This is a genomic window from Sphingobium sp. SG1 (genome assembly GCF_057063145.1).
This window is the reverse complement of record NZ_JBVVOJ010000024.1, coordinates 32,644-39,958: the sequence shown is the minus strand read 5'-3', so window position 1 is coordinate 39,958 and position 7,315 is coordinate 32,644. Positions and strand designations below refer to the sequence as shown.

5 protein-coding genes and 1 pseudogene are annotated in these 7,315 nt (G+C 60.3%); 1 reads left to right on the top strand and 5 read right to left on the bottom strand.

Annotated elements, in window-relative coordinates:
- Positions 1 to 1,119, top strand: a pseudogene (locus AC0KVN_RS25220) (IS3 family transposase); the annotation flags it as partial.
- A 433-nt stretch (positions 1,120 to 1,552) separates the two neighbouring features.
- Here AC0KVN_RS25220 and AC0KVN_RS25215 read toward each other — a convergent pair.
- From AC0KVN_RS25215 to AC0KVN_RS25195, 5 genes are all read right to left on the bottom strand, one after another.
- The gene (locus AC0KVN_RS25215) at positions 1,553 to 2,110 is read right to left on the bottom strand and encodes a type 1 glutamine amidotransferase domain-containing protein (RefSeq protein ID WP_483656497.1); all 558 of its coding nucleotides are present in this window, start codon (positions 2,108 to 2,110) and stop codon (positions 1,553 to 1,555) included.
- Between the two features lie 21 nt (positions 2,111 to 2,131).
- Positions 2,132 to 2,668: a hemerythrin domain-containing protein gene (locus tag AC0KVN_RS25210; protein WP_483656496.1), complete on the bottom strand. Its 537-nt coding sequence runs from the start codon at positions 2,666 to 2,668 to the stop codon at positions 2,132 to 2,134.
- A gap of 35 nt (positions 2,669 to 2,703) precedes the next feature.
- Positions 2,704 to 4,863, bottom strand: coding sequence for a catalase (locus AC0KVN_RS25205; RefSeq protein ID WP_483656495.1), 2,160 nt, complete (start codon positions 4,861 to 4,863; stop codon positions 2,704 to 2,706).
- A 492-nt stretch (positions 4,864 to 5,355) separates the two neighbouring features.
- Positions 5,356 to 6,273 (bottom strand): NAD(P)H-hydrate dehydratase, encoded by a 918-nt coding sequence (locus AC0KVN_RS25200; protein ID WP_483656494.1) that lies wholly within the window; start codon positions 6,271 to 6,273, stop codon positions 5,356 to 5,358.
- Positions 6,270 to 7,028, bottom strand: coding sequence for a histidine phosphatase family protein (locus AC0KVN_RS25195; RefSeq protein ID WP_483656499.1), 759 nt, complete (start codon positions 7,026 to 7,028; stop codon positions 6,270 to 6,272). The genes AC0KVN_RS25200 and AC0KVN_RS25195 overlap by 4 nt, the downstream gene beginning before the upstream one ends.
- Positions 7,029 to 7,315: the final 287 nt, after the last annotated feature.

Genomic DNA, 7,315 nt, shown 5'->3' with positions numbered 1-7,315 from the left:
TCATCATTCCTCTCCTTCGACTGCCGGTTGCACAACGATGCTCCGGGGTGGGAGAGCCGTCCATCCCATTAGCTGGCGCAAGGAATATGGCGGGCTGAAGACCGACCAGGCACGGCGGATGAAGGATCTGGAGAAGGAAAACCAACGGCTGCGCCGGGCGATCTCGGACCTGACGCTGGACAAGCTGATATTGCAGGAAGCTGCACGGGGAAACTTCTGAGCCCCGCGCGGCGACGGCGCTGCATCGATCATATACGACGGGATCTGCCAGTCCGGCTATCCGAGCGACGGATATGCCGGGTTCTGGGGCAGCATCGATCGACACAGCGTAAAGTGCCGCGTGGGGCGGATGACGAACAGGCGCTGACGGAGGACATCATCGCCTTGGCAAAGCAATATGGTCGTTACGGCTACCGCCGGGTCACGGCGTTGCTGTGCCATGCGGGGTGGACGGTGAACCATAAACGGGTCGAGCGGATATGGCGGCGCGAAGGGCTCAAGGTGCCGCAGCGCCAGCCCAAACGCGGGCGTCTATGGCTCAACGACGGATCATGCATCCGCCTGCGGCCTGAGTATCCTGGGCATGTGTGGGCCTACGACTTCGTCGAGGGGCGCACGCATGACGGCCGCAAGTTCCGCATCCTGACGATCATCGACGAGGCCAGCAGGGAATGTCTGGCGCTTATCGTTGCGCGACAGCTCAAACATGAGGATGTGCTGGCGGCCTTGGCGGACCTGTTCATCTCGCGCGGCCCGCCTGCACATATACGGTCAGATAATGGCGCCGAATTTATCGCCAATGCCGTCCAGCAATGGCTGCGGCAGATCGGCGTGAAGACGCTCTACATCGCGCCGGGATCGCCATGGGAGAATGGCTATAATGAAAGCTTCAATGGGTCGCTGCGCGACGAACTGCTCAATGGTGAAATCTTCTACAGCCTCGCCGAGGCCAGGGTGCTGATCGAAGCCTGGCGGCGGCATTACAACACCGTCCGCCCGCACAGCAGTCTTGGCTATCGGCCACCGGCACCAGAAACGGCGACACCGCCATATCCGGCCTCCGGTTCCGCTTCGCTCCACCTCCGTCCGGATATGGCGGCGATGAGCTTAATGCACTAACAAACCAATCGGTCCACTCGGTGGGGGCAAATCAACGGAAAACCGGTCTATTGATGACTCCCACGGACAACTCCCGTCATATGCGGGCGATCCTCGCATATCGAACAATTCGAGCTGGTGCGATGGTTTATATCAATGAGAGAACGGGCGCTTTTTCCCATGCCGCAGCGCCCCGCTCTCAGCGCCCTCCAGATCAAAAGACACCGTTCGCCAGGAAGTGTGGGAACTCCTCCTGGTGCCGATACCCGCCGTCGGGCGGACATCAACCTGCCGGGCTGCAACGCGAAGAAACTCGCAAGGCGAACGAGGCCATCCACCGAGGGCGTGCCTGCAGGGACCGTAGCGGCACATGGCGCTAGCCGCTTCCTCATGCCTTGGTCTTTTGCGGCGATCACTCGGAGGAATGATCACGGCATCCTCCCAACGGTTGGCCTTATGTCGCGGGTTCGTTCGCCAGCGCGAACGCCTCGACAAACTTTGCGCAGAAGGCAGGCAGGTCATCGGGCTTGCGGCTTGTGATTATGCCCTCATCAACCGCAACTTCCTCGTTGACCCAGTTGCCGCCAGCATTTTCGATGTCGGTACGCAGCGTCGGATAGGACGTGATCGTGCGATCTTCCAGCACCTCCGCCTCAACCAGCAGCCATGGACCATGACAGATCGCACCTACAGGCTTTTTCTGCGCCACGAAATCGCGCACCAGCGCCACCGTTTCGCGGCTGGCCCGCAGTATGTCAGCGCCGACCGTGCCGCCGGGAATGATGATGCCGTCAAAATCATCTGCCGTCACTTCCTGGACCACTTTGTCCACGGCATAGGCGTTACCGGGGTCTAGATCATCATTGTTGGTCTGCGCCACCCCGCTTTTGAGACTGACGACAGTGACGCGTCCACCCGCGGCGATGATCGCGTCGCGCGGCTGGACGAATTCCGGTTCCTCAGTGCCCTTGGGCGCAATCAGAATGGCGATAGATTTGCCTTCCAGGGTCATGTTGATCTCCTGCTCAGTGGTTCATGCGAGGCCTGCGCCGTACCGCGTCGTTTCCTCGCGATAGCGCTGCGTCATGCGGGTCTGCACATCGGCCGGCAGTTCTTCATGCAGCTTGAGGAAGCGGCTGCCTTCCTCTTCATAGACATGGTGCGCGACTGCGCCCCGCAGGTGACCGAGCTTGTCGGCCCAGTCCTGCGACAGGGGATCGAGCGCTTCAAGAAGTGCGACCTGCACCTTGGCGGCCTGCTGCTCCTGATAGCTCAGGCCCATGGGGCCTTTGTGGTCATGCGACAGCTGCGGATAGACCACCGCTTCCTCCGCCATCGAGTGGCCGGTCAGCAGCGCGCCCAGCTCCTTCAGAGCAGCGGTCCGATCAGTTGCGCCGGTCGCGCCTTCCGCCTTGTCGAAGGCGGCGTCGATCTGTTCATGATGAATGAGGATCTGATCGAGCCAGTCGCCGCTAACGGCTGTCCGCCGCGCCTCCTCCCGTGCCTTGGCCCGCGCTTTTGCACTTTCGGGCGGCGTCACCGCCGCGATAACCTTGTCCAATACCGACATTGAGGGTCTCCTTGTGATAGAGTGACGTGTCTCGCTCAATTCGGCTGCGCGGTAAGGAAGCCAGCCGCGTCCAGGTCGACCTTATATTCTCGATCCCAAAGTCGCAGCGCCGCGCAGTTCTGAAGAAAACCGGCCACGCTGTCTGCATCGGTCAGCGCGACCAGCCCCTCGTCCATGTCCGCCTCGCCTATCCCTGCCGCGTCGATTAGCGGCAGCGCATCTTCGGTGTAGCCGATGAACTTGGCATGGGCGTAGGCATCGCTGACGAAGTCTTTTGCGGTCTTGTCCCGCGCCAGCTGCGCTGCACCATCAGGGGCCAGCAGCAGGACAACCGCGTCATAGAGGACCGATGGGCCGCCATCGATCTTTTGTTTCGCTTCCACCTGATTTCCGTCATCCAGCATAGCGCCGGCAATTTTGGGCGCGATGATCTCGTAGACGGCCCCCGTCGCCTCGACACCCGCGACGAGAGCCTTCAGCAACTTGGCCGGGGCCTCGTCGCTGACCACTATGCCGAGCTTTCGGCCAGCGAAGTTCTTGGGCCCCCGCGCCAGGATGCTGAGCGCGGGCGAAGGTGGAAGGTCGGTGCGGGTCGGCACCGCTGCCTGCGCCCGCTCCGGCAATTTCGGCAAGCCAAGGCCACCCGCGACGACCGCCGCCAGAGTCTCGTCGATATGGCGCAGATGGCCGACGATCCGCTCGCGAATGTCCACGCGCTCGCATTTCGAGAGTTCGAACACCAGCGCGTCACCGATATGCTTCTGCTCGATCGGGGCCTGGCTGATGAAGAATTGCCGCGCCTGGCTATAATGGTCGGCGAAGCTGGCCGATCGGACCTGCGTCTTTCGGCCGTTTACCTCCTCGCCGAAATGGCGATAGCCGGTCGTCGGGTCGGCGCGCGGATTATGTTCGTTCGCGGCCCAACTATTGGGCTCATAATTGACGCGCCCCTTGGTGTTGCGCATCGCCATATGTCCATCCTGCTGGAAATTATGGAATGGGCACCCTTTGGGCGCATTGATCGGGATATGGGTGAAGTTCGGGCCGCCCAGGCGCTTGAGCTGCGTATCGAGGTAGGAGAAGTTGCGGCCCTGAAGCAGCGGATCGTTAGAGAAGCCAATGCCAGGCACGACATTTTGCGTACAGAAAGCGACCTGTTCGGTTTCGGCGAAGAAATTGTCGACATGGTTATCTAGCACGAAGCTGCCGATGATGCGGACCGGCACTTGTTCCTCCGGGATGATCTTGGTCGGATCAAGCACGTCGAACTCGAACCGGTCTGCGAAATCATCGTCGAAGATCTGGACGCCGAAGTCCCATTCTGGCGGGCTGCCCAGATCAATCGCGTCCCACAGGTCACGGCGGTGGAAGTCGGGGTCCGCTCCGTTGATCTTGACCGCTTCGTTCCAGAGCACCGATTGCAAGCCCTGCCGTGGCTTGAAGTGAAATTTGACGAAGACGCCCTTTCCGTCAGCATTTATCAGACGGAAGCTGTGGACGCCGAACCCTTCCATGAAGCGGAAGGAGCGCGGGATCGCCCGGTCCGACATGGTCCACATGATCATGTGCATGGACTCAGGCGTCAGGCTGATGAAGTCCCAGAAATTGTCATGTGCAGTCTGCGCCTGCGGAAAGCCGCGATCCGGCTCCTGCTTTGCGGCGTGGACAAGGTCAGGGAATTTGATGGCATCCTGGATAAAGAAGACAGGAATATTGTTGCCAACAATATCCCAATTGCCCTCCTTGGTATAGAATTTGGCAGCAAAGCCGCGCACGTCGCGCGCTAGGTCAAACGAGCCCTTATTGCCTGCGACAGTCGAGAAGCGCACGAACATCGGCGTCGTCTCGCCTACCTCGGTCAGGATTTTGGCTGTGGTGAATTCCTCCAGGCTTTCTGTCAGCGTGAAGGTGCCATGCACGCCAAAGCCCCGGGCATGAACGACGCGCTCTGGAATGCGCTCATGATCGAAATGGAAGAGCTTTTCGCGAAGGTGAAAGTCATCCAGCAGTGTCGGACCACGCTCGCCGACCCTTAGGCTGTTCTGGTCGTCGGCTACCGGAACGCCCTGCTGGGTCGTCAGTACCGGGCTATCGCCACCGGGCAACTGATGCAGCTCGCCCCCATTGCCCACTTGCGTTTCGAATGTGCCGGCCTGCGCCGCTGCGCCTGTGTCCTGTCCAATCTTGCGCGCCATGCAACATCCTCCTTATGTGGATCAATTATGTGGGCTATCAGGCGGAAGCGCCGCCCAGGCGTCCGCTACGCAAGGAAGTTCGCAGGGGCGGCGATGTTCCGCACAAAATGGCACCGACTAATTTGCATCAGTGAGATTCCTGAACGCAGGCCTTCCGCGCGTCACTGGTCCAGATGAACATGTTCGCCGGGAACCGGCGCGGCCTATTGTCCTAAACTTTGCAAGGAAAGAGTGATGAACAGCGACGCCCACGACCCGCGCAGGAGACGCACGATCCGAATATATTGACGCGGAATCAGCCCTAAGGCACGCCGCGTCGTCCCAGCGATACATCGGCATTTCGGCGAAATCGGGTGCGGTCCGGTGCGCGTTCATTCACCAACATTCGATCCGGCCGATAGGGTACTTGGCGCCTGTGGTCGGAAAGATCACGGAAATCGCGTATAGTGCATCTGCTGATCTATAGCTCAAGCAGGCAACAATGAACGACAGCTAGGGCAGGATATCCTCAGAAGGGTCCGGAGTTCGCATGGTTTGCTCGATGAGAGCCGGAATGAGCGGTAACAGTTCGCGTGCCAGAAAGCCTATCTCGCCGATTGTCTCAGCAAGGATGTTGCCGGCCTTTCCATGGATCCAGGCGCCCCAGGCGGCGGCCTGAAATGCACTCGCACCTCGAGAAGCCAGGCCCCCTATCAGTCCAGCCAACACATCGCCCGAGCCTCCCGTGCCGAGCCCGACGCAGCCGCCCTCATAAACGAGACATTGGCCGTCAGGTTTGGCCAGATAGCTGATATCTCCCTTGAGGAGGATGACCGCGCTCCATCGCGCCGCCATTTCGGCTGCTATCGCTGCTGGCCTCGCCTTGATTTCGTCGATTGGCAGGCCGCTCAGCGCCGCCATCTCTCCATGGTGAGGCGTGAAAATTACATCCTTGCATACTCGCCACCGTAGTGGGTCGAAGTCACGCAGTGAAACCAGAGCTGCAGCATCGAGAATGAGACTGGCAGGAAAATCAGCGCGATCAAGGAGATGGGCGACAAATGCCTGCGCCGCCCTGCCCGTGCTCATGCCTGGTCCCAGGACGAGCGTGTCGCAGGCCGTGATTCGATCTTTCAATATTTCTGCTGCCGCAGGAGCGATTTCTCCGTCTTCGTCGGCAGGCAGGGCAATCATGGCAGCCTCCGGGACGAGCACGCCCAATGACAGGGCCGAAGATCGCACGGTCGCCATCTGCAGCTTTCCCGCACCTGCGCGCAGCGCGGCTTCACCGGTAAGGCGCAGCGCACCTGGCACAAATTCGGCCCCTCCAACCACCAGGATGCGACCGCGACTGTTCTTGTCGGCGCCTTGCGCGATCGCCGGCAGCGGATGGCGCTTCAGCCACGCCTCGTCGAGCCGTCGGCAATTCATCCGCGTGCACCGGCTATGGCATCGGGCGCGCGGGTCACGGGCGTGTCTTCCTGCTCGACCGGGGCCGTCACATTGTATCGGACAAGCAATAGCCCTCCATCCTTGCCCTTTTCCGCGTCGAATGCATATTCGGTGATGGCGCAGTTGGCGACATCGCCTTCACGGTCGACGTCCAATATCTCGGCCTCGGTCATGCCTTCGATGATGTATCGCAGGCACAGCACCACCACCTGATGGGTGAAGATCATCACATGCCGGTCAGCATGATGAAGCGCGATCGTATCCATCACGGAGCGCAGTCGCAAAATGACGTCGCACCAGCTTTCACCCCCTGGAGGGCGATGATAGAATTTGCCTAACAGCCTGCGAAATTCTGCTTGCTGCGGCTCGATGCTGCTTATCCCCATGGATGTCAGCCCATCGAGGATGCCGAATTCCTTTTCCCGCAGCCGCTCGTCAAAGCAGATGGGCACATTGTTTGCGCAACCTCCGGCCTGACGGAATAGATCGGCGGTCTCGCAGGCGCGCCGATAGGGAGAGGCAAGGAGAACATCTGGACGCTCATGCGGCGCCTCGCCGGCATACCAACGTCCAAGCGCTCCAGCCTGGTCGCGGCCCAGTTCGCTCAGGGGCACGTCAGCATCTCGCTCGGACAAATCTATGCGATCGACATTGGCCTGCATGGCTGCATCCCGCGCGACGTTGCCTGCGCTTTGGCCATGCCGAACGACCGTCAGTTTCCTTGGCCAGTGCATCCTGATCTCCTTTCCGGAGAAATGGATGGGCTGGCCAAATGATCCCCTTTGCGTGCGCGGGAATGCAGCCCGATCAAGGATATTTCTCTGCTCCGTCGAGTTCACCGAAATGAGAGGAACATAATTGCGGGGAATCACGCATGCGTGATGATGTCGAAGCCCTGACGCTCAAGGGCGGAGGAAATCTCGCTGCTCCGCGACGTTTCTACGCAGGATGGAGCGCGATCCAAGCTGGATCGTCGCCCGTCACTGTCCGACGCCCAGGCAGCGGAAATTTGCGCTATCGC